Here is a 24,730-nt window from a genome sequence, read left to right as displayed (position 1 = left end):
CGTACAGGAACGCCCGAGGGGCGGTGCCGGATCTCTCCGGAACCGCCCCTCGGTCCATGCGCTGTCCCTTCAGTTCCGCTGATGCTGGCGCCTCAGCAACAGCAGGAGCGCGGCCAGGGACAGGACGACGCAGAGGAGCCGTGCGCCGGCCGCGTGCAGCAGGCTGGGCACGAGCACGCCGCCGAGCACCAGAACGCCCGCCGCCGCCCACAGCAGACGGTCGGACCGGCCCGTGGAGCGGGCGGCGATGACGAAGGTGACGAGAAGGCACAGGGCGCCTAGGACCACGTTGAGGATGTTCACGATCACTTCTCTGCGAAGGGGAGGGCGTGCGGGGCCCGGTGCACACCGGGCCCCGCACGCTACTACGGATCAATCGGGGCACTGGGGGCCGCTCAGCCCCACCGGCCGTCGTCCCACGGCGAGGTCTTGCTGTAGCAGCCGACCCAGGGGACACAGACCGTGATGCGGGACCGGTCGGCGTAGTTGTAGTAGCCGGTGGTCACCTTGCCCCGCTTGGTCTGCTTCTTGCCGTTGTAGTAACGGGTCCAGACGCCGTACCGCCAGCGCCCCTGCCACTTCATGCTGTCGATGTAGATACCGAACATGAACCTGGCCTGGATGCCCTGGAAGAAGGCGCGCAGCACCCGCGGCATGTTGCTGTAGGCGGAGTTGTACCACTTGCCGTTGACCCAGTACGTGGACACCCGCTTCCACTGCGTGGTCTTCTTCGCCGTCTTCCCGTCCAGGTCGAACCCGTTGACCGGATCGCCCTTGGCGTACTCGTAGGCGTTGGCGCTTCCTCCGTGGACCGGGTCGGCGGAGAGGAACCGGCCCGACCGCGGGTTGTACAGCCGCACGCCCATGAGGGTGAGCCCGGTCAGGGTCTCGCTGGAGCGCTGCGCGCCGCCCAGCCAGCCGTACCGGCCCGCGGACGAGGTGGTGCGCGGGGCACCGTACTCGTCGTAGTCCATCACCAGCGGCGCCTCGGACGCGTCGAGCGGCAGCTGGAGCGCGATGTCGCCCCGGACGGTGGTGAGTTGGAGGACGGTGGAGCCGTTCTTCGCGGTGGTCGCCTGGAGTTGTCCGGTCGCGGAGGCGACGTTGCGGGTCAGTGCCCCGGTGGCGGGGTCGTCGAGCGTCCAGCGGGGAACGTCGCTGTCGTTGCCGTAGTGGTTGACCTTGGCCGCGGTCCGCGTCCAGGTGGAGCCGCTGCCGCTCTCGACCTCCCAGGAGCGGAACCGCAGGGCGGCGTCGAGCTGCCAGGTCTGCCGCTTGCCACCGGCGGTCTGCTGGTGGACGAGGTCGTTGGCGTAGTAGCCGACGGTGCCGCCCGAGGGGAGCGCGGTGGTGCGTCCGAACGCGTCATAGGTGTGACCGGAGTCGGTGATCCGGTCGGCGCTGTCGTAGGTGGACCGGACCGTCGTTCCGGCGCCCGTGGGGCAGTCCGCTCCGGGGCTGCCGGTCGCCGTGGTGAGGGCGGTACGGTTGCTGCGCGCGTCGAAGGTGTACGCGCGTCGCGTGCACACCGTTCCCGCCGTGTCGTCGACCGTGACGAGCCGGCCGGCCGCGTCGTAACGGTAGTCCTGGTCGGACCAGCCCGCGTGGGCGACCGTCTGGTCGTGGACGGACGAGGTGACGGTGTCCGAGTAGACGAGCGTGCCGTCCGTCCGCGTGTAGGTGCGGTTCACGGTGGCGCCGCCGGTGTCCGTACGGATCGTCAGCCGGTGACCGCCGGGCAGCCGCTCCTCCTTCACATTGCCGTCGGCGTCGTAGGCGTACCCGAAGGTGCCCGCGACGGAGTCGGTCATCGAGGTGGGCATTCCGCCCGGTTCGGCCGTGTGGTCGTAGCTGTAGAGCGTGGTCGACGGGGCGGTGTCGACCACCTTGACCAGCCGGTCGAGAAGGTCGTACTCGCTGGTCGTGCGGGCGCCGTCGGCGTCGGTGTAGGAGATCTGACGGCCCAGCTGGTCGTACGCCCTGGTGAGGGTGCCCGCGGTCGTCGAGACGACCTTCAGGGGTCGCCCGGTGCCCGGTTCGTACACGATGGTCGTCGTCGGCACCGGCTGTCCGGTACCGCCGGTGACCGTGGTCCCGATCTGGCGTCCGGCGTCGTCGTACGTCATGGTCGTGGTGCGGGTGGTGCCACCGACGGTCTCACCGACCTTCGACGGGTTGCCCCACCGGTCGTACTCGGTGGTGGTGACGGGAAGGGTGTTCGGGCCCGACCCGCCGGTGATCGTTCCGGCCGCGGACGTGGTGCAGACGAGACCTTCCCACTCGGGGCGACCGGCGCATGTGCCGCTGCCGGTCGCCGACCAGTACGTGGTCACACGCGTCGCGGCGTCACCGCCGTTCGAACCGGGCAGCGACTGCCGTACGACCCTGCCCTGGCTGTCGTACTGCGTGCTCTCCGTGAGCGCGAGCCCGTCCGGGTCGGTGACGACCTCGACCGGCAGGCCTTTGGCCCAGTCGAGGACGGTCCGGGTGGTGCGGCCCTCGCCCTGGACCGTCGGGTGTTCGCGGACCTGGACGCCGCTCGTGGTCCGGGTGACCTGGTCGCGGACGGTCGCCGTGCCGTCCGTGGGGCGTCCGGCGTCATACTCGTTGACGGTCCAGGCGCGGCCGATGACCGAGGTGCCCGCGGGCACCAGGACGGTGGACCCCTGCTTGAGGTCGGCCGTCAGGCTGATCCGGCGCAGCGGACCGAACTGCTCCACCTCGCGGGTGCCGTTCGCGTCGTACCCGGCACGGGTGGCGAGCAGGTCGGCGCGTTCGGCCGGGGCGAGCCGGTCGATGCCGAGGTCGGACTGGGCGGCGCGGTCCTCCGCGGTGAGGCCGAGCGCGACCGAGCGGCCCGCCGCCGACAGCTCACGGACCCGGTTGCCGAAGCGGTCGTACTCGGTGGTGGTGGTGTGTCCGCCGGGCTGCGCGGTGTTGACCCGGCGGCCCGAGACGCCGAGGTAGTGGACCTCGGCCCGGCGGTAGTCGGTGGCGCTCAGCTCGCCGCCGGAGTGGGCGACGGGGACGGCGTCCGCGGGGAAGACGGCGGTGGCGTCGGTGGGGGCGTCGAGCTGCCCCCAGGTCTTCACGTCCGAGGCGCTCATCCGGTACGGGGCGTTCGTGCCGCTCAACGGCACCTGGTAGACGACGGAGCTGGCCGCCGTGCCCTCCTGGACATCGGCCGTGCCCTGCTTCAGCGCGGGTCGGGACGCCTTGAGGAGCATGCCGTCACCGGCCGTGGCGGCACTGCCGGCCTTGCCGTGGACGAAGGTCCAGGGCAGCTCTCCCGGCGGCGTGTACCGCACGACGCGGCCCGCGTCGTCGTACGCGTACTGGGTTTTCTCCGCCGGGCTGGTGCGGGGGTCCGCCACCTCGCGCAGCCGGCCCTTGCCGTCGTACAGGTACGACGCGACCGCCTGCGCGTCGGCGCTCGCCGCACCGGGCTCGGTGGCCCACAGGCGGATGGACTTGACCTGTCCGGCGACGTCACCGAACGCCGCGTCGGTGGCGGTGGTGGTCGACGCGTACACGTACTCCAGTACCCGGCAGCCCTTGGTGGAGGGATCGGCGGCGCACGCGGCCGGCGTGGCCGCTGAGGTCGGCGCGATGACCAGCCTGGGCCGGGCGGCGGGCTTGCCCTGGTAGGTGACGCGGGTCGACACGACCGTGGTGGTGGAGTGGGACAGCCCGTCGAGCAGGGTGCTGGACACCTGCCAGGTGGGCAGCGAGGCGTCGGCCTTGGTGAACTCCGTGACCGTGCCCTCGGTGTCCGACAGGGTGAAGGACCCGCTCACGCTGCCCTTGAGGGTCAGTTCCTCGGAGCCGGGTTCCGGTATCCATGCCGTCTTCGCCGCGTCGGCGGTGAAGTGGATCTCCTCGCCCTCGGAGTCGACGACGGCGACCGCGGTGGTGGAGATCTGGCGCAGGTGGGAGTAGTCGGAGTCGGTCAGTTCGGCGGACGCGCCCGACACCCATTCCGTTCCGAAGACGGGCGCCTGGCCTTCCTGGTCACCGCCCTTGCCGGGGTTGCGGGAGGAGGCGGTGCGGGAGACCGCCAGGTCGAAGGCGGAGGCGTCCGTCGAGGAGAGGGCGAAGTCGCCGGTCAGGAGGTTGAGGGAGCCGGGGCCGACCTGGTGCGCGGTGGCGCCGTCGGCGTTGCGGTCCACGACCACCGTGAGCGGTTCGGTGCTGCCCGTGGCGCCGCTGCCGGTGAAGTCGGCCTTGATCTGCACCGAACCGTCCGGGTCCACGGTGGCGACGGCGTCCCAGACCAGCGGGGCGTTCCTGCCTCCGGTCAGCGGCACCGGCCACGCGGTCAGCGGCGTGCCGTCCCGGGTGACGTCGGCGGCCGGGACGCGGGTCCAGGGGTCGGCCTCGGAGCGGCGCCAGGAGAAGGCGACGGAGCTGTAGGTGGCGGGGTCGGCCTCGGCGACCAACGGCAGGCGGCGCGCGGTGCGTTCACCGTCGGAGGGCTGCACGAAGCCGCCGGGCCCGGCGTGGAAGGTGTACTCGATGGCCTCCGACTTGTTGTCGGCCTTGTCGACGGCGCGGACCTGGAGGGTGTGGGTGCCGTCCTTGGGCGGCGCGAGCGCGATCGCCTTGGCCGCCGAGGAGCCGCCGGTGGCGACCTTGGTCCAGTTCACGCCGTCGAGCGACCACTCCAGCCAGTGGTGGTCGGCGGCGGGCGGGGTGACCGTGAAGGTGCCGGTCCGGCCCGCTCCCTTGGTCCAGGAGCCGGCCGGGTAGTCGGCCGAGGTGATCTTCGACGGTGCCGAGGGCGCCTTGGTGTCGACGGTGAACGTCTTCCACGCCGACCAGCCGGTGTTGTAGTGCGTGCCGTCATAGGGAGAGGTACGGAACTTGTACGTCTTTCCCTCGGCGAGCACCCCTGCGGGGACGGTCACCGAGGCGGCCTCTCCGGAGGGCACGTAGGTCGACACGAGGACCTTGCCGACCTGGGTGTCGGTGGCGCTGTCGAAGATCTGGAAGGTGCCGTTGACCCGGTCGCCGTCCGCGTCGACGAACGTGTCACCGAGCGTCGGCGTGAGGGTGTTGACCATGTAGGCGCCGCTGTAGGAGAAGTACGGCGGGCCGGCTTCCTGCTTGGTGCCGGTGCGGGGCCGGTAGTTGTACGTCACGACCAGTTTGGGCGGGTTGGTCGCGGCGTTGGCGGAGTTGACGCGCTTCCACTGGGCGATCACGCTCTCGTCGCTCGCGCGCAGCCCGAGGTGGCCGCGGGTGACCTTGGCGGAGGCCCACTCCTGCACGAGGTCGGTGACGTCGGCGTCGATCCAGCCGTCGGGCTGGGTGGTGCAGCCGGCGTTGCCGGTGGTCCGGGTGGAGGTGGCCTTCTTCGCGGTCCAGGCGGGCTGCGCGGTCCAGCGCGAGGAGGTCGAGGCGGCGCCCGTCGACCACACCTCCCACGGGTACGGCTTGCAGTCGGTGTTGCCCGCGTGGAAGTTCCACAGGGACAACGTCGCGTCCAGGACCAGGGCGTCCTGGACGGGCGCGGTGTTCCACGAGATGAACGAACGCGCCGTGCGGGGCGTGCCGTTGGCGTTGGTGGTACCGGGGTTGCCGAGGTCGAGTTCGGTGTCGGCGGACCAGTCGACGGTCTCGCCCTGCTGGACGTAGGTGTCGAAGACGTTGGACAGCGCGGACGTCGACGGGTCCACCGTCACGGGGTACGTGGTCTGCGGGTCGGCGAGGAACTCCGCGTCCGGCGTGACCACCAGGTCGACAAAGGAGCCCTTGCGTACGACCTTGAGGCCGACCCTGGCCTGACGGGTGTGCTCGCCCGAGCGTGCGTCGACGCTGGCGTCCCACATCACCGGCGCGGGCATCACGGCCCGCTTCTTGTTCTTCCGGTCGGTGAACTCCACGCTCCCGTCGGCGAGTTGCTTCGCCTTCAGGCCCTTGGCCTTCAACGGCAGGGTGTACGTGTAGCCCGCCTCGCTGGGTCTTCGTTTGATCTCGACGAACTGCTCGAATCCGGTACGGGTCGCCTCCACGACGACGTCCGCGCCGGGCACGGCGTTCACGTACTCGGCACGGGGGCCGTCCAGTTGGGGTTTGGGCAGGCCGCCCTTCCACTGGAGGGTGATCTGCCGTTCCCCCTCGCCGAGCGTGACGAGGTCCGTGGCCTTCGCGGCGCGCGCGGCCTTCAGGGACGTCGCCGGTGTTCCCGTCCGGCCCGCCATCCGCAGACCTACGGGGTGCGCCTTGGCCGCGACCGAGCCGTCGTCCAGGGCGACGAGGTCGGCGTCCACGTCACGCCAGTCGCCGGTCGCCTCGTCCTTGAACCGGACGGGTCCTGCGGCAAGTTCGGTGGTGAGGCTGCCGTCCTTGTTCGCCCACGTGGTCGAGGTCTCGGTGCGTTCCGAGAGGGCCTCGACCCGCTGGCCCGACAGCCGGGCAGCGACCCGGGCGGACGGGATGTCGGCGGCCTGCGTGGCCACCGGCTTCTTCGATGCCGCGGCGCTCTCCTCATGGGGCGCGGCGGCGGCGCCGGTGCGGACGCCGTCGAGGAGGGTGATCGCCAGGGCCAGGGAGAGGCTCCCCGCTATCCAGCGGGCGCTTCCCCCCGACCAGGTACGTCTGCGTCTGTGGAACGCGTCGTGACGAACCGTCATGATGCTCCGGTTCCTCCCTGTGCCATCACCGTGGTGATGAACCGTGAAACGCCGGACCGTCCGGGTCGGACGGTCCGGCGTCGGGCAGGGCGACACACGGCATCACGCGAACGGCGAAGCCGAACACGCGATCGGGGTCCCCCTGTCACCCGAAGGGAGCATGATCTTTCAGGGCCGGGCCCATCGGATATACGGGACAACACCCATATGGCCCGCGAAGCGCCGATCGGCCCTCTCGCACCGGGACATGACCGTCCGCCCCGGGGACACCCCGTTCGACGGCTCCGCAGCGAGGACGGGGGCGGCCCCCCGACCGGCCCTCCAAAAAAACGACCGAGGGGCGGTTCCGGATTTCTCCGGAACCGCCCCTCGGTTCACGACTGTCTCCAGTCGGGACGACAGGATTTGAACCTGCGACCCCTTGACCCCCAGTCAAGTGCGCTACCAAGCTGCGCCACGTCCCGCTGATTCCCGCGTGGTGAACCGCGTGAACCCGCGAGTCGACTTTACCGCATGCGGGCGGTGGTTCCGCACCGCCGGGGCGGCCGGGCGCGGGGGCCGGGGCGCCGGCGCGGCCCAACGGGCGTCGCCCCGAGCGCCGTTGGCCCGTTCCCAACGGGCGTCGCCCCGGCCGGCGTTGGACCGTTCCCAACGGGCGTCGCCCCGGCCGCCGTTGGACCGCTCAGGGGTGCACCGTCTCCTCCGCCTTCGCGGTCGCCGGCACCACGGACTCCGCCCTCGGCCCGGGCGGTGTCCCCGTGACGCGGCGGGTCGGGACCAGCAGGGCGGCCAGGGCCGCCGCCAGGCAGAGCGTCGTCAGCAGGGCGAAACCGTGGGTGTAGCCCGACTCGTACGGCAGTCCCGTCGGCTGGAGTCGGCTCGTGACCAGGACGCCCGTCACCGCCGCGCCGATGGAGCCGCCGATCGTGCGGATGTTGGCGTTCATGCCGGTCGCCGCGCCGGTCTGGGAGGGCGGGACGCTGCCGACGATCAGGTTGGCCATGGACGCGAAGGCCAGGCCGATGCCGAGGCCGAAGACGCCGGCGACCAGGCCGATCTGCCACTGCGCGTCGTGCTGGAGGGTGAGCAGGCCGCAGGCGACGGCGCCCAGGGCGGCGCCGGTGGCGAGCAGGGCCTTCGCGCCGAACAGGGGTTGCAGGCGGGCGCTGAGCAGGCCGGAGGCGAACATCGCGATCAGCATGGGCAGCATCAGCAGGCCGGAGGCGGTGACGCTGGCGCCGAAGCCGTATCCGGCGGCTGCGGGGGTCTGGACGAAGCCGGGCAGGAAGGACCAGATCGCGTACATGCCGGCGCCGAAGAGGAGCGCGGCCAGGTTGGTCGTCCAGACCGCCGGCAGGCGCATCACCCGCAGGTCGATCAGCGGGTGGGCGGAGCGGGCCTCGGCCAGCAGCCAGAGCGCGAAGAGCACCACGGCCGCCGCGAACAGGCCGATGACCTTCGCCGACCCCCACCCCCACACGCCCGCCTGGCTGAGCGGCAGCAGCAGCGCGACCAGCCACGCCGACAGCAGCCCGGCGCCGAGCCAACCGACCTTGCCCTCGGCCCGGTGGGGCGACTCGGGCACATAGCGGACGGCGACCAGCGTGGCCATCGCCACCACCGCGACCGGTATCCAGAACAGCCAGCGGTAGTCGAGGGCGGAGACGATGGGACCGGCGGCCACCATGCCGACGCCGCCGCCCGCGGCGATGACGGCGGACAGGTTGCTGATGCTGCCCGGGACCTCGGCGGCGTCGAACTCGTCGCGGATGATGCCGAACGACAGCGGGAACAGCGCGCCGCCGATGCCCTGGACGACCCGGGCGACGATCAGCACGCCGATGGTCGGCGCGAGCGCGGCGAGCAGACAGCCGACGGCCACGGTCACCAGGACGGCGACGAGCGTGCGCTTCTTGCCGATCAGGTCGCCGACCCGGCCGAGGATCGGCGTGAAGACGGAGGCGGACAGCAGATAGGCCGTCATCACCCAGGTCGCCGTCGACTGCGAGGTGTGCAGGGCGTGTTGGACGGTCGGCAGGGCGGGTGCGATCAGCGACTGGAGCATGGAGAACACACCGGCGCCGGTCGCGAGGACCGTGAAGGTGAGCCGGGTGGAGGTGCGGGGCATGGAGAGCCTCTCCGAACAGGGGCGGCCGCGTCCCGGGCCACGGCCGTACCGTCACGGCGGGCCTCGTGGGCATGCCGGGTACGCCGTCGGCCGCGGGGGCGGTCGCGGAAAGGGGAGATCGAGACAGGTGGGGTGAGTGGGTACGCGCCGGGCGCGCTCGGCCCGGACGTGCGAGGTCGCATGGGGGCGACCGCGTCGCCGATCCGTGCGGGCGCACGGGTCCGCGGCGAACGCGCCCCTCACTGGTAAAGTGGAGGTACCCCTCCACTGTAGCGGAGGCATACCTCCGCTTCAACCGTGAGCCGAGCCGGGAGGCAGCAGTGACGGCTTCGCCGTACCCCGTGACCGAGATCGTGGCGACCCAGCGCCCGCACCGCAGGGACGCCGCCCGCAACTACGACGCGCTGCTGGTCGCGGCGCGTGAGGCGTTCGCGGAGAACGGCGCGGAGGCCGCCCTGGAGGACATCGCCCGCCGCGCCGGGGTCGGCATCGCCACCCTGTACCGGAACTTCCCGACCCGCCGCCATCTCTTCGAGAGCGTCTACGCGGCCGAGGTCAACGAACTGGTGATGGTCGCCCAGCAGGTCGCCGCGCTGGAGCCGTGGGAGGCGCTCACCCGCTGGCTGCGCCGGTTCACCGACTACATGGTGACCAAGCGGGCGGTGCGCGAGGCCCTCGACGACGACTCGTCGACGTTCCTGGCCTGCCGCGAGTCGCTGCGCGCGGCGGGCGGCCCGCTCTTCGCCCGCGCCCAGGAAGCGGGCGTGGCCCGTCGGGACATGGACTTCGACGATCTGGTGCGGCTGTTCGCCGGGGTCACCGGGTCGACGTTCACCGACGACGCCCAGCGCGACCGCGTCCTCGCCATCGCCCTGGACGGGGTGCGCGCCGCGCACGGCGGGGCGGCGGGACGGCCGTGAACGACGGCGGCGCCCGACACCCTGAAGGGCATCGGGCGCCGGGTCGGCCGCCTGCGCGTGCTACCTGAGCGCCGTCGGCACCTCCACCCCCAGCCTGGCCGCGCTCTCGGTCAGTTCGCGCCGCACCTTCGGCGCCACCGGGATGCCGCTCGCGCCCCGCTGCTCGGCGAGGGCCGCGCTGCGCTCGCCGGGGTAGTACACGCCCTCGGCGCCGTCCGCCACCGGCAGCCCCTTGAGGGTGGCCAGGGTGGCGTCGACGTCCGCGACGAAGGCGTCCGCGCTGCCGAACGCGGCCGGGTCGACGGCGATGAGCAGCGCGTTCTGCCGGTGCCTGCGCCCCTGCGGGTCGTCGGAGTGGAACGCGGCGAAGATCGGCGCCCCGACCAGAACGCTGGTGAGCACCTCGAAGGCGAGGGACATGCCCGATCCCTTGGCGCCGCCCAACGGGAGGGGCATCACGGCGAGTTCGGGGTCGGTGGTGGGGATGCCGTCGGCGGTGGCGGCGGCACCCGGCGGCAACGGCGTCCCGTTGGCCCGGGCCTGCTTGATCCTGCCGAGGGCGACGGTCGCGGTGGCCATGTCGAGCAGCAGCGGCGCGTGGTCGCGGGCCGGTACGGCGACGGCGAGGGGGCTGGTGGCGACGGCTGCGCCCTTGACGCCGGTGTACCCCATGTTGGGCATGCCGGCCACGAACCCGAGGCCGACCAGGCCCTGTTCGGCGATCCGCGAGACGTAGTAGCCGATGGCACCGGTGTGGACGGTGCCCCGGACGCCCACCGAGGCGATGCCGGTGCCCCGGGCCCGGCGGACCGCTTCGTCGGCGGCGGCGCTCAGCGCGACCGGGCCCGGGGCGCGGTCGGCGTCGAGGACGGCGGCGGCCGGGGTCGTCGACGTGAACCGGAGGTCGGGGGCGGCGTTGGCGATGCCCTTGGCGAGGAGTTCCAGGTAGGCGGGGACGCGGGCGATGCCGTGCGAGTCGATGCCGCGTCGCGCGGCCCACACGAAGACGTCGGCGGTGGTGCGGGCGTGCTCGGCGCCCAGTCCGCCCTGCTGGAGGAGGGCCGCGCAGAACGCGCCCAACTCGTCTGCGGGCACGAGGGATTTGGCGGGTGTGTCGGTCATGGTGGCGGGTGCCTCCTGGGTCAGCGGGTGACGAGGACGTCGACGACGGCGGTGGTGCCCCCGGCCACGGCCTTGAGGGCGCGCTCCAGGGCGGGCGCGAGCGCGTCCGTGGTGTCGACGGTCTCGGTGTGCATGCCGAACGGCTCGGCGAACCGGGCGAGTCGGGGCAGCCGGCGCAGATCGGTGCCGAGCCATTCGCCGGTCTGGGCGGCGGCGCCCTCCGGGTAGAACCGGCGGTGGTTGAGGTTCATGGACCGGTAGGCGCGGTTGTTGAACACCACGATCAGCAACGGGAGTTCGTAGGCCTGGGCAGCGTCCAGCGACGGGATCACCGGGTTGTAGGCGAAGGCGCCGTCGCCGATCGTCAGCACCACCGGCCGCTGCGGGGCGGCGAGTTTGACCCCGAGGGCGACCGCGATGCCCTGGCCGAGCCCGCCCTGGACGTAGAAGTACGCGTCGGGGGCCGCGGTGTGCAGGTGGCGCCGGACGATCCGGCTGTGGGTGATGGTCTCGTCGACGACGATGCCGTCCCGGCCGTCGAGGAGGCGGCGCAGGGTGGCGGCGACCTGGACCGGGTCGACGCCCTCGGAGGCGGCGGCCGTGCGCTCCGCCCGCTCGATCGCGGCCTGTTCGGCGGCGGACCTGACCTGCTGCGCCTCGCGGCGTACGGCGACGGCGTCCGGGGCGAGATCCTTCGCCCGCTTCGTCAACTGGCCCAGGGTGTGGGTGACATCGCCCTCCAGGTAGCGGTCGGCGAAGAGGACCTGGTAGACGACGTGGGGGCGTTGCGGCACCTCGTCGATGACGACGACCTGGGCCCGGGCGGGGCGGCGCGAGGGCGGGTAGAAGGGCGCCCGGCAGTTGACCAGGAGGATGAGGTCGGCGTCGTCCATCCAGGGCCCGATGTCGCCGCCCGCGTGCAGGGGGTGGGTGCGCGGGAAGTTGCCGCAGACCGCCGAGTCGGGTTCGACCACCGGGATCTGCCAGGCCTCGGCGAAGGCGACCAGGGCCTCGAAGCCGCCCGCCTCGCGGCCCGCCGTCTCGGTGACGATCACCGGGTTGCGTGCCGCGCGGATCAACTCCGCGACGGCGTCGGCCTCCTGGGGCGAGCTGTGGGTGGTGCCCGCCGCCACGATCGGCTTCGCCTCACGGCCGTCCCACGGGGCGAGGAGGATCTCCAGGGGGATGTTGAGGTAGGCGGGGCCCGCCGGGGCACGCCAGGCGAGTTCCGCCGCGCGCGTGATCATCGTCGGCAGGGTGTGGACGCTGGCCGCCTCGTTCGCCCACTTGGTGAAGGGCCGCGCGATGCCGTGCGGGCCGCCCACGATCGACAGGTTGCGGTACCACTGGCCGCCCGGGTCGGGTCCGTCGGCGTCGCCGTACGTGCTCGACTCGGAGGAGGCCACCACCATGGGCACGCCGGCCAGCAGCGCGCCGTGCACCGCCATCGAGCCCTGGAGGAGCCCGGGGGCCGCGTGCAGCAGGACGCCCTGCGGTCGGCGGGTGAGCAGGCCGTAGCCGGTGGCCATGCCCACGGCGACGGTCTCGTGGGTCACGTCGACGTAGTGCGGGGCCGGTTGGCCGTCGCGGTGGCGGCGGGCCAACGCCTCCCAGACCGGGGCCCATTCCGAGCCCGAGGAGCAGAAGACGTGGTCGGCGCCGACGGCGTTGAAGGCGCTGACGACGGCGTCACCGCCGTCGGCGGCCGGCGTGTTGCTGTGGGTGTCCGTCATCTCCGGTGCGTCCTCAGCCCTCGATCGGCCAGTCGAGGACCTCGGAGATACCGCGGCCCATGATCCACTCAAGCTCCTCGGGGGTGAAGTCCCAGTGCTTGGTGAACTGTTCGATGGTGTCGGTGTAGGTGATGCCGTGGCCGAGCAGCCGGGTGATGTCGGTGCCGTAGAAGCAGCGGCGCGGGCCCATCCGGTCGACCATCTCGCGCACGTACCGCTGGATGTTCTGGTTCGGGAACGGCTGCGTCGAATAGCCGGGCAGCGCCGACAGCTTGACGTAGATGTTCGGGTGGACATGGAGATCGGCGGTCTCCTGGACCCAGTAACCGATGGCGTCGTCGACACAGCGGGCCATGATGCCCATGTGGTCGATGATGATCTTCAACTCGGGGTGTCCCGCGGCGATCTCGCCCAGCTCACGCTTCCAGATGGGGGCGTGCACCATGGTCGGGATGCGCAGCTGCTCGGCGAGCGGCCAGTACCAGTCGTTGGTTCCGTCGATCATCCAGTTGCGGTCCTGCGGGCGGTGGAAGGTGAGGCGGACGCCCTTCACATGGGGGTTCTGGGCGAAGTCCGCCATCATCGCCCTCCCCTCCTCGGGCTTGTTCTGCGGAACGCGGGCCATGATCCCGAACCGGTCGGGGTGCGCCTCGCAGGCTTCGAGGGCGTAGTCGATGCGGTCGCCCTCCCAGGACGGCGGCAGGATCAGCGCGCGGTTGACGCCGGCCTCGTCCATCAGCTCCAGCGCCTCCTCGTAGGAGAAGGGCTCCTCGCGGTGGCCGTTGAGGCGGATGCGTTCCCTGGCGCCGGGCACCCAGGGGCGGTCGGCGGTCTCTTCCAGCCAGATGTGGATCTGGGTGTCGACGACGAACATGGCTCAACTCTCTTCACGGAAAGGGGTGATGGGGCGGTGTGCAAGGAACGCTAGGCGGGCCGTGCGGCCTTGCGCAGTCCCCGGGAGCGCAACCACTTGTTGCGCGGAAGCAGCCCGTACGCAGGGATTTCCCGGTGTGCGTCAGGAGCCTTCGTAGACGGCGGCGGCGATGTGCCGGGCGATCGCCAGGGACGCGGTGGCGGCCGGCGAGGGCGCGTTGCGGACGGCCGTGATCCGGCCGTGGCGGTGGATGCGGAAGTCGTCGACGAGGGTGCCGTCCCGGTCCAGTGCCTGGGCGCGGACGCCCGCGCCGCCGCGCACGACGTCGTGGACGCCGACGCCGGGGACGTAGTGGGCGGCGTCCTTCATGAAGGCGGCCGCGGAGAGCGAACCGCGGTACTCCTTGACGCCGGTGCGCCAGTGCCGGGCCGCCATCCGCCAGGTGCCCGGGTAGCCGGCGAGGCCCAGCAGGTCGCGGGGGGAGATCCGGGTGCGCCGGTATCCCTCGCGGGCGAGGGCGAGGACGGCGTTGGGGCCGACCTCCACCGTGCCGTTGACGCGCGGGGTGAAGTGCACGCCGAGGAACGGGTAGCGCGGGTCGGGCACCGGGTAGACGAGGCCGTTGACGAGGTGTGCGCGGTCGGGCTTGAGCAGCATGTACTCGCCCCGGAACGGCACGATCCGCGGCTCCCGGCCGTCCCCCGCGAGCCGCGCCACCGCGTCCGACTGCAACCCCGCGCACAGCACGAGCCGGTCCACCCGCAGCCGCCGCGCTCCCGACCCCACCTCGACGCCGGACGCCCTCGCCCGGACGGAGGTGACCGGGAACCCGAGCCGGACCCGGCCGCCGGACGCCTCGATGTCCTTCGCCAACTCCCGTGCGATCGCCGGGTAGTCGGTGATCGCGGTGCGCGGCGAGTGCAGCGCGGCGAGGCCACCGGCGTGCGGCTCCAGCTCCCTGATCTCCTCCCGGCCGACCCTGCGCAGGTCGGGAACGTGGTTGCCGCGGGCCCGCGTGTACAGGTGCTCCATCCGGTCCAGCTCGTCCGCGCGGACGGCGACGACCAGCTTGCCGATCTCCCGGTACGGCAGCCGCCGTTCCTGGCAGTACTCCCGCAGCAGGGCGACGCCGCGCACGCACAGGTCGGCCTTGAGGCTGCCCGGCGGGTAGTAGATCCCGGCGTGCACGACACCGGAGTTGTGCCCGCTCTGGTGGGCGGCGACCTCCTGTTCCTTGTCCAGCACCACGACCTCGGTGCCGGGGCGGCTCAGGGCGATCTCACGGGCCGTGGCGAGCCCCACGATCCCGGCGCCGACGACGCCGACCGTCTCGTCAGCCATCGGACAGCTCCTTCCGAACGACGTTCACGCGTCGAACTCCCCTGGTTCCGGCGGGCGTTCACGCGCCGAAGTGGACGGCCACCGTCTTGATCCGGGTGGAGAAGCGCAGCACCTCCTCGCCCTGTTCCTTGTAGCCGGTGCCGGAGTCGTGGAAGCCGCCGAAGGGCAGGTGGACGTCCCAGCCGGTGGTGGTGGTGTTGACGGCGACCTGCCCGCACTCGGCCTCGTCCGCGAACCGGTGGGCGTGGCCGAGGTCGCGGGTGAAGACGGCGGCGGCGAGCCCGAACGGGGAGTCGTTGACGGCGTCGACGGCCGCGTCGAAGCCGTCGACCGCGCGCAGCGCGAGGACCGGTCCGAAGACCTCGGCCCGCCAGATCGCCGACTCGGGCGTGACGTCGGCGAGAACGGTGGGCAGCACGTAGCAGCCGTGGGCGCGGGGTCCCTCGGTGTCCGCCCGGCCGCCGGTGAGCACGGTGGCGCCCTGGGCGACGGCGTGGGCGAGGTCGGCGAGGACGGCGTCGCGCTGCCTCGGGCTGGAGAGCGGGCACAGGGTGACCGCCGGGTCGGTGCCGGGGCCGACCCGCAGCGCCTCCACCTCGGCGACCAGCAGCCGGGTGAACTCCTCGTACACCGGCTGTTCGACGACGACGCGGCTGGTGGCGGTGCAGCGCTGTCCGGCCTGCCCGAAGGAGGCGGCGACGACGGCGCGGGCGGCGGCCGGCAGATCGGCGTCCCGCAGGATGACGGAGGCGTTCTTGCCGCCCAGTTCGCCCTGGAAGCGGACGGTGCGGTCGGCGAGGCGGCGGCGGATGCGGTTGCCGACGGCGTTGGAGCCGGTGAAGGTGATGCCGGCGATGCGCGGGTCGTCGAGGAGGGCCTCCTCGATCTCGGCGGTGCGGCCGGTGACGACGTTCAGGACCCCGGCGGGCAGTCCCGCGTCGTGCAGGGCGCGGGCGAACAGCAGTCCGGAGAGCGGGGTCTCGGTGGCCGGTTTGAAGAGCGCCGCGTTGCCCGCCGCGAGCAGCGGGGCGAGCTTGCGGGCGGGCGTGATCAGCGGGTCGTTCCAGGGGCTGATCACCAGGATCACGCCGATCGGCTCGCGCTGGGTGTGGGTGCGGTGGTCGGGGCGCGCGTCGTGCAGGAGGGTGCCGTAGCCCTGCCGGGCCAGGCCCGCGTAGTACTCCAGGAAGTCGGCGGCCTTGAGGGTCTCGCCGCGCGCCTCGGCCAGGGTCTTGCCGTTCTCGGCGGTGACGTCGGCGGCGATCGCCTCGACCCGCTCGCGGATCAGCCGGGCGGCGTCGGTCAGGACGCGGGCGCGTTCGAAGGGGCTGGTCCGCTTCCAGTGGGCGAAGCCGCTCTCGGCATGGTCGTAGGCGCGGGTGACGTCCTTGGCGGCGAGGGCGGGGACGCGGGCGAGCGGGGTGCGGACGTCGGCCGGGTCGTGGACGTCGATCCAGTCGCCGGTGGTGATCCACGCGCCGCCGCTGAGGGTTTCGAGGGTGCGCATACGGTTCACTTCTCTCGTCGGCTGCGGGTGCAGGGTGGTGGGGGCGTCACCGACCTCACACGAGGGGGCGGCGCCGGGACCAGCCCCGGTGCGGCAGACATTGGTTGCGCCGGGTGCGCGCCGCCGCCGCTCGGATGCGTGCTGGAATGGGCGGACTTGACCATCCGCAGCCGAGCCGGAGGATTCCATGGCTTTCGCCGTCGTCGCCCACTACCGTTGCGCACCCGCCGACGCGGCCGAGGTGCGGGCCGCGCTGCTGACGGCGCGGGAGGCCACCCGGGCCGAGCCCGCGAACCTCGCGTACGACGTGCACGCGGTGGCCGACGAACCCGGCGCCTTCCTCCTCTACGAGCGCTACACCGACCGCGCGGGCTTCGACGCCCACAAGGCCGCCGCGCACTTCGAGGACGTGATCGTGAAGACGGTCTGGCCGCTGCTGACGGACCGCTCGGTGACCTTCGCCGAGGTGCTGTGACGGCACCGACACACCGGTCAACGACGGTGCGGTGAACGGCGGTGCGGTGGACGAGGGCCCACCGCACCGCTCCTTGCCGGCGTCGCCTCAGAACTCGTTGCCCCACACATAGCGGGCCACGGTCTCCACCAGGACCAGCTTGCGGCGCTGTTCCTCGGCGCTCAGCAGCGGCCGGTCCGCCACGTCGGCGAACCCGCGCGAGGGGCTGACGGCCGCGTCCTCCAGGTCCTTGAACTCCCCGACCGCGTCGAGCCGTTCGAGCACGGTGTCGATGTCCTCCAGGTCGGCCCTGGTCGCGTCCACCACGCCCAGGCAGACGTCACGGTCCCCGTCGAGCGCCCGGACCAGGTCGAGTTCGGCCGCGGTGCCCCGGTCCAACGGCAGCACCCAGCGGTCGGCCGCGACCGTGCCGTACAGCCGCTCCACCCGGGCCCGGTCCACGGCGGCCGGGGCCGACCAGCCCGGCGCGAGGGCGATCCGCACGCCCTCGGGGCGTTCGTCGAGCCGGACCGCGAGCGCGTCCACGGCCACGGCGTCCTCGAAGGACAGGGCACCCTGCGCCTCCGGTTCAGCCCCCAACTGGCCCAGCAGCAAAGGGTTGTTGAGCTGGATCAGGCGCACCCCCCGGGCGACGAGGAGGGCGATCTCGGCGTGGATGATCTCCGCGAGCGCCTCCCCCAACTCCCGTGCCGAGGAGGGCCCGTGGCCGGGTTCGAAGGTGGTGGCGGCGAGGTACGCCGGTGAGGGCAGGGACGCCTTGGGGGCGATGACCGTCAGCTCCGTGAGGCGTTCGGCCCAGTCGGCGAGGAGCGGCCCGCCCGCCTTGGGCAGGGACTCGGCGATCCAGCGCACCAGCCCGTCCGGGCCCCGCTCGCCGGTGCGGCGGAACCCGGAGACGGCGTCGAGCACCGCGCCCCGGAAGTCCTCGCGCGGCATGTCGCCGTCGGTGACGACGGTGCAGCGCAGCCGGCGCTGGAGGGCCACCGTCTCCTGGAGCGCGTGGAGTTCGGCGTCCCGGAGGGCGGCGGGGTCGTCGGCCGCGCGGGCGGTGCGCAGGTCGGCCGGGCGGACCAGGCTGCCGTGGTGGTCGATGCGGTAGTTGAAGGTGTCCGCCATGGGGTCACGCGCCCTTTCCGGGATTCTCGTCCGGCGTGCCCGTCACGCCCCAGGCGGCGAACTCCAGCTCGTAGCCGAGGACGGCGAGGACGTCCTCGGCGATCTTCTGGTCCTCGTCGGCGGTGCCGCCGGCGATCCCGAGGCCGCCGATGATCTCGCCGTCCTTCTTGATGGTGACGCTGCCCTCGGTGGCCATGATCGGCAGGGCGGCGCCGGGGAGTTGGGAGAGCTGGGCGAAGAAGACGGGCTGGCTCTCCTGCCACTTCCGCAGCATCGTTCCCGGGCGCTGCATGACGGCGGCGGTGTACGCCTTGGCGCGGGCGATGTCGGGGGTGAGCGGGCGGGCGCCGTCGGGGCGGCGGATGCAGATCGGGAAGCCGCCGGCGTCCACCACCGCGACGCTCACCGCCTTCCCGATCTCCTGGGCGCGCTGGTGGGCGGCCGCGACGAGCGCGTCGGCGGCGGCCAGGGTGAGGCGGCTGGTCATGGGCGTTCCTTCGGTGCGTCGAGCGTGCGGCGGAGGCGGGCGACGGCCGCGTTGTAGGGGTCGGGGGCCTCCCAGTACTGGGAGTGCGGCGCGTCCGGGACGATCTCCAGGCGGGAGCCGGGCAGCAGTTCATGGGCGCGGGTGACGGTCTTGACGCCGAGCACCGCGTCCTTCTCCCCGGCCAGGAAGGTGACGTGGACGCCGGAGGCCTGGATCTCGGCGAGGGTGGGGCCGTCGGTGTCGAGGTTGCGCAGGTCCTGCATCCGGGCGGCGTTGAAGGTGCCCATCTGCTGGAAGAGGAAGGTGAGATCGGGGCGGCGGCGCTGGAACGGCCGGGTGAGGAGGCGGTCGATGACCGGCAGCTTGACGGCCTCGGCCCGGTCGGCGGCGGCCAGTTCACGCAGCTCGGGGTGGTCGATGCCGCCGAGGGAGTGGCCGAGGACGACGCCGCTGACCCGGGCGGGGCGCAGCAGACCGGCGCGCAGGGCGGCGACGGAGCCGATGGACTGCCCGACGAGCATGACGTCGGTGAGGTCCTCCTGGTCGAGGACGGCGACGAGGTCGGCGGGGAACTCCCGGCTGTCGAACTCCGTCATGGCCGAGTCGGACTTGCCGAAGCCCCGCAGGTCGACGGTGACGACGGTGAACTCGTCGCGCAGGGCGGCCACTTGCTGCCACCAGGCGGCGTGGTGACCGCCGCTGCCGTGCACGAACAGGATCACCGGACCGCTGCCGTGCCGCTCGTGGTAGACGGAGGTGCCGTCGGAATCGGCGAAGGGCATGAGGGGTAACTCCCGTACGTGGGTGGCCTACTGGGGGCGGCGGCTGTGGAAGACCAGCTCGATCATGGTGTGGTCGGGGTCGTGGATGTAGCAGAACTTGGAGCGGTTCTCGGGCCGTTCGATCGGCCGGGTGTGCCGGATGCCCAACTCCCCGAGGTGGGCGAGGAATTCGTCCCAGTCGTCGACCTCGACGGCGAAGTGGTAGGGCGCCATGCGCTCCATCTCCTCGACCGGCGTGAAGTGCAGGTCGAAGGTGCCCCGGGTCATCAGCACCACGCGGGTGTTGGACTTGGGCATGATCCGCTTCATGCCGAAGACCTTGGCGTACCAGTCGGCGGTGCGGTCCGGGTCGGTGGTGGGGAAGTTGACGTGGTGGATGTAGCGCGGTTCCTTGCTCATGACGGATTCCCTTCCGGATGTACGGGGTTGGAGAGCACGCCGATGCCGCCGATCTCGATGTCCACGGTGTCGCCGGGCGCGATCGCGCAGACGGCTTCGGCGCCCATCCACAGCACGTCACCGGGGTGCATGGTGAGGTACCGGGTGATCGCGACGATGTAGGCGAAGGGGTCGAACACCATGTCGCCGGTGGCGAACGCGGCCCGCGTCTCGCCGTTCACGCGGAGTGTGGTGGTCTGGGCGAGGGCGTCGACGTCGGTCTCGATCCATGGCCCCATGGGCTTGAACGTGTCGCTGTTCTTGCTGCGCCAGAACGTGCGGTCCTGGTGCTGCCAGGTGCGGGCGCTGACGTCGTTGCCGATGGTCCAGCCGAACACCGCGTCGCGGGCCTCCTCGCGGGTGGCGTGGCGCAGGGTGCGGCCGATGACGGCGACGAGTTCGGGTTCGGCCTCGAAGCGTCCTTCGACGTCGGCCGGCTTGACGATCGGTGAACGGTGGCCGGTGAGCGCGTTGTTGGCGCGGTAGCCGACCTCGGGGCGGGCCGGGGTGGTGGCGCCGGCGTGCGCGATGTGGCGGGGGTAGTTGAGGCCGACGGCGTAGAAGACGGGTGGGACGACGGGCGGCAGCCAGTGGGCGCCGTCGGCCGGGACGGTGCCGACGACGTCCGGGGTGCCGGTCAGCGGGGAGCCGGACAGCAGCTCGATGTCCCGCTCCCCCACCCGCCCCCAGACGGGCTGTCCGGCGACGGCGATCCGCGCGTACCTCACGGCGTCAGCAGATGGGAGACGCGCTTGGTGACGAGGTAGGCGTCGAGGGCCTCGGGGCCGCCCTCGCGTCCGTATCCGCTGTCCTTGACGCCGCCGGAGGGCGCCTCGTGGACGGAGCCGCCGCAGTGGTTGAGGGAGAGAATCCCGGCCTCCAGGCGTCCGGCGAGGTGCTCGGCGGTGGCGGCGGAGTCGGTGAACCCGTAGGCGGCGAGTCCGTACGGCAGCCCGTTGGCGACCCGCAGCGCCGCGTCGAGGTCGGTGAACGGCACGATCGGCGCGAGCGGCCCGAACGGTTCCTCGGACATCAGCCGCGCGTCGGCCGGAACGTCGGTGAGGACGGTCGGCGCGAAGAAGTACCCGGGGCGGTCGAGCCGTTCGCCGCCGGTGCGGATCTTGGCGCCCCGGGCGACGGCGTCGGCGGTCAGGCTCTCCATGGCGTGCAGGCGTCGTTCGTTGGCCAGCGGGCCCATGATGGTGCCCTCGGCCAGGCCGTCGCCGACCACGACCGCCTCGGCGGCCCGCACGAACTCGTCGGTGAACGCGTCCAGGTGGCTCTCGTGGACGAGGAAGCGGCTGGGCGAGGTGCAGACCTGACCGGCGTTGACGAACTTGGCGCGCGCCGCGCTGCGGGCCGCCTGCACCGGGTCGGCGTCGGCGCACACGAGCACCGGGGCGTGGCCGCCGAGTTCCATCAGCGTCGGCTTCATCACGGCGCCGGCCCGGGCGGCGAGCTGCTTGCCCACGGGGACCGAGCCGGTGAAGGCGACCAGCCGGATCACCGGGGAGGCGATGAGGTGCGCGGAGATCTCGGCGGGGTCGCCGAAGACGAGGTTGAGGACACCGGCGGGCAGTCCCGCCTCGACGAAGCAGGCGACCAGCGCGGCGGCGGTCGCCGGGGTCTCCTCGGAGGCCTTCAGGACGATCGGGCAACCGGCGGCGAGCGCGGCGGAGATCTTGCGCATGGGGCCGCCGGCCGGGAAGTTCCACGGCACGAACGCGGCGACGGGGCCGACCGGTTCGCGGCGCACGGTCAGGACGGTGCCGGGTGCGGACGGGATGACGCGGCCGTAGGCGCGGCGGGCGTCGTCGGCGTGCCAGCGCAGGGTGTCGGCGACCCGGCGGGCCTCGCCGGTGGCCTCGGCGAGGGGCTTGCCCTGCTCCAGGGTCATGATCCGGCCCACCTCGGCGGCGCGCGCGGTGAGCAGGTCGGCGGCGGTGTGCAGGACGTCGGTCCGGCGGGCGATCGGGGTGTCGCGCCAGCAGGCGAACCCGGCGTCGGCGGCTTCGAGGGCCCGGTCGAGGTCGGCGACGGTGGCGAGGGGTACCTCGCCGATCGTCTCCTCGGTGGCCGGGTTGACGACGGGGGCGGTGCGTCCGGCGCCGCCCTGGCACCACTCGCCCGCGATGTGCAGGCGGACAGCGGGGTAGCCGTGGTCGGTGTTCATGGGTGGGTGCCCTCTCAGGCTGGGGGTGGTTCAGGAGGCCGGGGTGTCCTGCGGGTCGCGGTTCGTGCGCAGGGCCCAGATGTGGTGCGGCGGGGTGGTGGGGTGGACGCGTGTCGCGTAGCGGTCGTCGACGCGGTCCATGTCGGCCGCGTACTCGACCCGGCCGCCGCACGGGGCGTGCAGGAAGCGGAAGACGTTGGAGCCGATGGTGTGCCGGCCGAGTCTGCGGGCCTCCCGCCAGCCGCGTTCGATCATGAAGTTGCCGCCCTCGACGACGTCGTCGAAGCCGGGCACCTCGTAGGCGATGTGGTTGACGCCGGCCCGGTCGGGGCGGTGGCAGAGCAGCATGGTGTGCTGGTCGTCGTCGCCGGGGGCCTTGAGGAAGACGCCCATCGGTTCGACCACGTCGGTCGCGCGGAAGCCGAGCAGGTCGGTGTAGAAGGCGACGGCCGCCTCGCGTCCCGCTTTCGGGATGTTGAGGGCTACGTGGCACATCCGCAGCGGGTGGGCCCGGGTGAGCGGCTCCAGGGCGGTGTTCCAACGCCCCACGTTTCCGAGGGTGTTGGCGATTCTGGGGGTGACGGGCGCGGGCTTGGGGCGGGCCAGGGCGAGGCCGACGCCGAAGCCGGTCTCGTCGACGGTGTGGTGGACGCCGTCGGCGCTCTCGCGGACCGTACGGACGGCGGCCACCGCGGTCACCAGGCGGGCCAGTTCGGCGGGGGTGTCGACGCCCCAGACGACCTCGCGCAGGGTGGGGCCGTTCTCGACGGGCGGCGGCAGCGTGGGGGCCGGGGCGGTGTCGAGGTGGACGGTCTGTCCGGTGCGGGTCTCGAACACGGCGTGCTCGTCGGTGTGTTGGACCGGGGTCAGTCCGAAGTCGTCGTGGAACCGGACGCAGGCGTCGAGGTCGTCGATGCTGTAGGTGACCGATTCGATTCTCTGGATTCCCATGGATTCCTCGTTTCCGTCTCGCCTCGCGAGCGTAGGTTTCCGCGCGCGGCGGCCTCAATGGCCCGAGCGGCGCTCAATGCGCAACCGTTTGTTGCGCGACGGCCCCGGTCACGGCCGGATCGCGGGAATGGGGTTCTGGGTGAACCACCCGGCGAGGAAGTCAAGGAAGACGCTGATCTTGCGCGGGGTGTCCTGTCCTGGCCCGTAGATCGCGTACAACGGCCGGTCGGGAACGGCGAGTTCGGGCAGCAGTACCTGGAGGGCGCCGGAGAGGAGGTCGTCGTAGGCGGGGCGCTGGGGCAGCAGGGCGATGCCCCGGCCGTGCACGGCGGCCTTCTGGAGCGCGAGGTAGGAGTTGGACGAGAACGCGATGTTCCGGATCTTGTGCAGGGTGCTGGCGTGCCCGTGGCCGATCCGCCAGACCGGGTCGTTGACGTGCACGAGGCAGTCGTGGGCGGAGATGTCGTTCGGGTGGCCGAGGCCGCCCTCCCGCGCGATGTAGTCCGCGGCCGCGCACAGCACGAACGGCAGTGAGGCGATCTTTTTCAGACGGACGCTCGAATCGCGCAGATCCCGGGTGTGGAAGGCGACGTCGAATCCGCCGTCCAGGAAATCATAGGTGCGATCCGACATTCCGCCGAGTTCGAACCTGACCTGGATCTTCGGGTGTTCGGCGGAGAATGCGGCGATCGCGTCACCGAGATCGAGGCTGCCTATCCATTTGGGACAGATGACGCTGAGGGTGCCTTCGGCGCGGTCGTGGAGGTGGGCGATTTTGGTGTCCTCGGCCTCGATCTCGTCGAGAATGCGGGCGGCGAACTCCGCGTACCGCTGCCCGGGTTCGGTGAGGCTCACCGAGCGGGCGGTGCGGTTGACGAGGCGGACGCCGACCTGCCGTTCCAACTCCGCCACGTGCCGGGACACCAGGGAGCCGGACGAGCCCAGCTTCTTGGCCGCGCCGCTGAAGCTGCCGACCTGCGCGACGGTGACATAGCTGTGCATGAGGAGCAGACGATCCATGGTTTTCCTCCGGGGCCCGCCCGCGCGGCGTCGGGAGGCTTATTTCGGGCAGTACTGGGGGGCGTCGCTCAGGTTTTCCTTGGTCACCAAGACAAGTGGAATGTCAGCGATCTTGTCAACCTTTTCGTTGCCCTTCACAGACGCCGCCTTTCCGGCCTTCTCGGCAAGAAGTCCGACGGTGTTCTTGACGGCGGTATCCCCGATCGTTTTCGCCGAATTGGCGACGGTCGCGGAGAATTCGCCCGATTTAACGGCCGCGACGCCCTCGTCCGTGCCGTTCACGGTGACGATCTTGACGTTCTTCTTTCCGGCCGCGTCGAAGGCCTTGCGGACGGAGAACGCCATCTCCTCGTTGGCGACGAACGCGTAGGCCAGATCCGGCTGGGCCTCGATCATGTTCTCGGCGATGTCCTGCGCCTTCGCCGGGTTGAACATGCCTGGCTGGTTCGCGACGACTTTCGCGTTGGCCGGAAGCGCCGCCTGGAAGCCGCCGACGAGGAGGTCGGAGGCGGCGCCCGGGGCTCCGGCGACGATGCCGACCTTCACGTCCTTGCCGCCGGCGTCCTTCGCGACCCACCCGGCGTCCAGGGCGCCGACCTTCTTCAGGTCGACCACGGCCGCCCCGAGGATGTCGTCGACGTCGCTGGTGGACACCGACGTCAGATAGATCGGGATGCCGGATGCCTTCGCCTTCGCGATGTCGCCCTTGAGGGAGTCGACGTTGACCGTCTGCACGATCAGGGCGCTGACGCCGCGCGAGATCATGTCCTCGATGTTGGACAGCTCGGTGCCCGCGTTCTGATGCGAATTGGCCGTGTAGACCTTCGCGTCCTCGGCCGTGGCGGTCTGCTCGACGGCCTTGAGGAGGCAGGTGTGGAAGCTGGTGTCACCGCCGTTGACGAACCCGAGCGTGACCTCTCCCGAACTGCCCGCGCCGCCACTGTCGTTGCCGCAACCGCTCAGCACCAGGCTGGTGGTGACGGCGGTGGCGATCAGCACGCTGCGGGACCGGACGGACCGTTTCATGA

At 71.9% G+C, this 24,730-nt stretch carries 19 protein-coding genes and 1 tRNA gene; 2 read left to right on the top strand and 18 right to left on the bottom strand.

The window, feature by feature from the left end; translation table 11 throughout:
- Positions 1-69: 69 nt before the first annotated feature.
- From ACIQOU_RS27625 to ACIQOU_RS27610, 4 genes are all read right to left on the bottom strand, one after another.
- Complete coding sequence (locus ACIQOU_RS27625; RefSeq protein WP_401540321.1) at positions 70-303, bottom strand: hypothetical protein; 234 nt, start codon at positions 301-303, stop codon at positions 70-72.
- Between the two features lie 92 nt (positions 304-395).
- On the bottom strand, positions 396-6,545 hold the full coding sequence (locus ACIQOU_RS27620; protein WP_401540545.1) for a DNRLRE domain-containing protein: 6,150 nt from the start codon (positions 6,543-6,545) through the stop codon (positions 396-398).
- Between the two features lie 480 nt (positions 6,546-7,025).
- Positions 7,026-7,099 (bottom strand) — tRNA-Pro (locus ACIQOU_RS27615).
- Positions 7,100-7,317: 218 nt separating this feature from the next.
- A complete protein-coding gene (locus ACIQOU_RS27610) occupies positions 7,318-8,763 on the bottom strand; it encodes an MFS transporter (RefSeq protein ID WP_401540318.1) in 1,446 nt (481 codons plus the stop codon).
- A 320-nt stretch (positions 8,764-9,083) separates the two neighbouring features.
- Between ACIQOU_RS27610 and ACIQOU_RS27605 the strand changes: the two genes are divergently transcribed.
- Positions 9,084-9,683, top strand: coding sequence for a TetR/AcrR family transcriptional regulator (locus ACIQOU_RS27605; RefSeq protein ID WP_401540315.1), 600 nt, complete (start codon positions 9,084-9,086; stop codon positions 9,681-9,683).
- A gap of 60 nt (positions 9,684-9,743) precedes the next feature.
- Here ACIQOU_RS27605 and ACIQOU_RS27600 read toward each other — a convergent pair whose 3' ends face one another.
- The 5 genes from ACIQOU_RS27600 to ACIQOU_RS27580 all read right to left on the bottom strand — a co-directional run bounded on the left by ACIQOU_RS27600 (position 9,744) and on the right by ACIQOU_RS27580 (position 16,260).
- Positions 9,744-10,805, bottom strand: a complete 1,062-nt coding sequence (locus tag ACIQOU_RS27600; RefSeq protein ID WP_401540312.1) for an Ldh family oxidoreductase — start codon at positions 10,803-10,805, stop codon at positions 9,744-9,746.
- Positions 10,806-10,825: 20 nt separating this feature from the next.
- Positions 10,826-12,538, bottom strand: coding sequence for a thiamine pyrophosphate-dependent enzyme (locus ACIQOU_RS27595; protein WP_401540310.1), 1,713 nt, complete (start codon positions 12,536-12,538; stop codon positions 10,826-10,828).
- 13 nt (positions 12,539-12,551) lie between these two features.
- Entirely contained in the window at positions 12,552-13,412 is an 861-nt protein-coding gene (locus tag ACIQOU_RS27590) for an amidohydrolase family protein (protein ID WP_401540307.1), read from the bottom strand.
- A gap of 141 nt (positions 13,413-13,553) precedes the next feature.
- Positions 13,554-14,753: an L-2-hydroxyglutarate oxidase gene (gene lhgO / locus ACIQOU_RS27585; RefSeq protein ID WP_401540304.1), complete on the bottom strand. Its 1,200-nt coding sequence runs from the start codon at positions 14,751-14,753 to the stop codon at positions 13,554-13,556.
- A gap of 58 nt (positions 14,754-14,811) precedes the next feature.
- Positions 14,812-16,260: an aldehyde dehydrogenase family protein gene (locus tag ACIQOU_RS27580; protein WP_401540301.1), complete on the bottom strand. Its 1,449-nt coding sequence runs from the start codon at positions 16,258-16,260 to the stop codon at positions 14,812-14,814.
- A 187-nt stretch (positions 16,261-16,447) separates the two neighbouring features.
- Between ACIQOU_RS27580 and ACIQOU_RS27575 the strand changes: the two genes are divergently transcribed.
- The gene (locus tag ACIQOU_RS27575; RefSeq protein WP_401540299.1) at positions 16,448-16,735 is read left to right on the top strand and encodes a putative quinol monooxygenase; all 288 of its coding nucleotides are present in this window, start codon (positions 16,448-16,450) and stop codon (positions 16,733-16,735) included.
- 87 nt (positions 16,736-16,822) lie between these two features.
- Here the strand turns inward: ACIQOU_RS27575 and ACIQOU_RS27570 are convergent, their stop codons facing one another.
- From ACIQOU_RS27570 to ACIQOU_RS27530, 9 genes are all read right to left on the bottom strand, one after another.
- Positions 16,823-17,851, bottom strand: a complete 1,029-nt coding sequence (locus tag ACIQOU_RS27570) for a methionine synthase II (cobalamin-independent)-like protein (RefSeq protein WP_401540296.1) — start codon at positions 17,849-17,851, stop codon at positions 16,823-16,825.
- A 4-nt stretch (positions 17,852-17,855) separates the two neighbouring features.
- Positions 17,856-18,338: a heme-binding protein gene (locus ACIQOU_RS27565; protein ID WP_401540294.1), complete on the bottom strand. Its 483-nt coding sequence runs from the start codon at positions 18,336-18,338 to the stop codon at positions 17,856-17,858.
- Entirely contained in the window at positions 18,335-19,120 is a 786-nt protein-coding gene (locus ACIQOU_RS27560; protein WP_401540291.1) for an alpha/beta fold hydrolase, read from the bottom strand. Before ACIQOU_RS27560 ends, ACIQOU_RS27565 begins: the two co-directional genes overlap by 4 nt.
- Positions 19,121-19,147: 27 nt before the next feature.
- A complete protein-coding gene (locus tag ACIQOU_RS27555; RefSeq protein ID WP_401540289.1) occupies positions 19,148-19,519 on the bottom strand; it encodes a VOC family protein in 372 nt (123 codons plus the stop codon).
- Complete coding sequence (locus tag ACIQOU_RS27550; RefSeq protein WP_401540286.1) at positions 19,516-20,286, bottom strand: fumarylacetoacetate hydrolase family protein; 771 nt, start codon at positions 20,284-20,286, stop codon at positions 19,516-19,518. The genes ACIQOU_RS27555 and ACIQOU_RS27550 overlap by 4 nt, the downstream gene beginning before the upstream one ends.
- A complete protein-coding gene (locus ACIQOU_RS27545) occupies positions 20,283-21,731 on the bottom strand; it encodes an NAD-dependent succinate-semialdehyde dehydrogenase (RefSeq protein ID WP_401540283.1) in 1,449 nt (482 codons plus the stop codon). The genes ACIQOU_RS27550 and ACIQOU_RS27545 overlap by 4 nt, the downstream gene beginning before the upstream one ends.
- 30 nt (positions 21,732-21,761) lie before the next feature.
- On the bottom strand, positions 21,762-22,682 hold the full coding sequence (locus tag ACIQOU_RS27540; protein WP_401540280.1) for a VOC family protein: 921 nt from the start codon (positions 22,680-22,682) through the stop codon (positions 21,762-21,764).
- A 108-nt stretch (positions 22,683-22,790) separates the two neighbouring features.
- A complete protein-coding gene (locus ACIQOU_RS27535; protein WP_401540277.1) occupies positions 22,791-23,702 on the bottom strand; it encodes a LysR family transcriptional regulator in 912 nt (303 codons plus the stop codon).
- Positions 23,703-23,741: 39 nt separating this feature from the next.
- Entirely contained in the window at positions 23,742-24,728 is a 987-nt protein-coding gene (locus tag ACIQOU_RS27530; RefSeq protein WP_401540274.1) for a sugar ABC transporter substrate-binding protein, read from the bottom strand.
- Positions 24,729-24,730: the final 2 nt, after the last annotated feature.

This window comes from Streptomyces sp. NPDC091279 (genome assembly GCF_044757465.1).
Lineage (GTDB): Bacteria > Actinomycetota > Actinomycetes > Streptomycetales > Streptomycetaceae > Streptomyces.
Note: the sequence above shows the minus strand (reverse complement) of the source record. Positions and strands in the feature narration are given on the sequence as shown.

Bases quoted from the DNA above. Each gene is read 5' to 3' on its own strand.
- ACIQOU_RS27610 (WP_401540318.1), bottom strand. From the start codon at position 8,763: ATGCCCCGCACCTCCACCCGGCTCACCTTCACGGTCCTCGCGACCGGC.
- ACIQOU_RS27600 (WP_401540312.1), bottom strand. From the start codon at position 10,805: ATGACCGACACACCCGCCAAATCCCTCGTGCCCGCAGACGAGTTGGGC.
- ACIQOU_RS27595 (WP_401540310.1), bottom strand. From the start codon at position 12,538: ATGACGGACACCCACAGCAACACGCCGGCCGCCGACGGCGGTGACGCC.
- ACIQOU_RS27590 (WP_401540307.1), bottom strand. From the start codon at position 13,412: ATGTTCGTCGTCGACACCCAGATCCACATCTGGCTGGAAGAGACCGCC.
- lhgO (WP_401540304.1), bottom strand. From the start codon at position 14,753: ATGGCTGACGAGACGGTCGGCGTCGTCGGCGCCGGGATCGTGGGGCTC.
- ACIQOU_RS27580 (WP_401540301.1), bottom strand. From the start codon at position 16,260: ATGCGCACCCTCGAAACCCTCAGCGGCGGCGCGTGGATCACCACCGGC.
- ACIQOU_RS27575 (WP_401540299.1), top strand. From the start codon at position 16,448: ATGGCTTTCGCCGTCGTCGCCCACTACCGTTGCGCACCCGCCGACGCG.
- ACIQOU_RS27570 (WP_401540296.1), bottom strand. From the start codon at position 17,851: ATGGCGGACACCTTCAACTACCGCATCGACCACCACGGCAGCCTGGTC.
- ACIQOU_RS27565 (WP_401540294.1), bottom strand. From the start codon at position 18,338: ATGACCAGCCGCCTCACCCTGGCCGCCGCCGACGCGCTCGTCGCGGCC.
- ACIQOU_RS27560 (WP_401540291.1), bottom strand. From the start codon at position 19,120: ATGCCCTTCGCCGATTCCGACGGCACCTCCGTCTACCACGAGCGGCAC.
- ACIQOU_RS27555 (WP_401540289.1), bottom strand. From the start codon at position 19,519: ATGAGCAAGGAACCGCGCTACATCCACCACGTCAACTTCCCCACCACC.
- ACIQOU_RS27545 (WP_401540283.1), bottom strand. From the start codon at position 21,731: ATGAACACCGACCACGGCTACCCCGCTGTCCGCCTGCACATCGCGGGC.
- ACIQOU_RS27540 (WP_401540280.1), bottom strand. From the start codon at position 22,682: ATGGGAATCCAGAGAATCGAATCGGTCACCTACAGCATCGACGACCTC.
- ACIQOU_RS27535 (WP_401540277.1), bottom strand. From the start codon at position 23,702: ATGGATCGTCTGCTCCTCATGCACAGCTATGTCACCGTCGCGCAGGTC.
- ACIQOU_RS27530 (WP_401540274.1), bottom strand. From the start codon at position 24,728: ATGAAACGGTCCGTCCGGTCCCGCAGCGTGCTGATCGCCACCGCCGTC.